This is a genomic window from Phenylobacterium sp. (assembly GCF_036963605.1).
In the GTDB taxonomy this organism is placed as follows: Bacteria; Pseudomonadota; Alphaproteobacteria; order Caulobacterales; family Caulobacteraceae; genus Phenylobacterium.
Map to the genome: position 1 here is coordinate 1 of NZ_JBALUY010000008.1, position 918 is coordinate 918.

Annotated in this window: 1 protein-coding gene and 1 pseudogene; both read left to right on the forward strand. The window is 71.5% G+C overall.

Annotation, left to right across the window (positions count from 1 at the left end; translation table 11 throughout):
• On the forward strand, positions 1-430 hold a 430-nt coding region (locus tag V7702_RS02710), incomplete at its 5' end, for an AAA family ATPase (RefSeq protein WP_335648606.1).
• An 85-nt stretch (positions 431-515) separates the two neighbouring features.
• A pseudogene (locus tag V7702_RS02715) lies at positions 516-918 on the forward strand (methyltransferase type 11); the annotation flags it as partial.

The following is a 918-nucleotide window of genomic DNA, read 5'->3' on the forward strand; positions in this document are numbered from 1 at the left end:
CGAGACGATCCGGGCCGAGGTCCGGCCGGTGGTGATCATCACCTCCAACAACGAGAAGGAGCTGCCGGACGCCTTCCTGCGCCGCTGCTTCTTCCACTACATCCGCTTCCCCGACGAGGAGACCATGAAGGCCATCGTCGAGGTGCACTATCCGGGGCTGAAGCCGCGTCTGGTGTCCGAGGCGCTGAAGACCTTCTACCAGATCCGCGACACGCCGGGCCTGAAGAAGAAGCCGTCCACCTCGGAGCTGCTGGACTGGCTGAAGCTGCTGATGGCGGACGACGTGACGCCGGAGACCCTGGCGGAGCGGGACCCGAAGCGGCTGATCCCGCCCCTGCACGGCGCCCTGCTCAAGAACGAGCAGGACGTGCACCTGTTCGAGCGGCTGGCGTTCCTCCAGCGGCGCGAGGCCGGCCGGCCGGGCGGCTGACACAGCCGGACCGTCGATTACCTCGATTTCACTGGCGTCTGAAAAGGGGCGGTCCGACAATGGGATCGCAACAGGAGCCGACATCATGCGCGCCCTTATTCTTCCCGTCTGCCTCGCCGCCCTCGCCGCGGCCTGCGATTCCGAGCCCTCGATCCGCATCTCGCGCGACGTCGAGCAGGCGGCGGACGCCGGCGGCGCCCTGCGCGTGGTGGAGACGCTGCAGTGCCCCCAGACCCACACGGTCCTGACCCGGCGCGGCGCGCCCACGGCGGACGGCCTGTCCTGCGAGTACACCGGGCCGCGAGGGTCGCAGGTGACGCTGCGGCTGGTGACCCTGGACGGCGACGGGCTGGCCGCCCTGGACGCGCTGGAGACCGAGGTCCAGGGGATGCTGCCCGCCGCCATCGGCCGCGTCGGGGAGGCCGTGTCCCCTGAACCCGCCGCCGCCGCGGTCCGCGCGGACGCCGGGGCCGGCGAGGCCGGGGGGG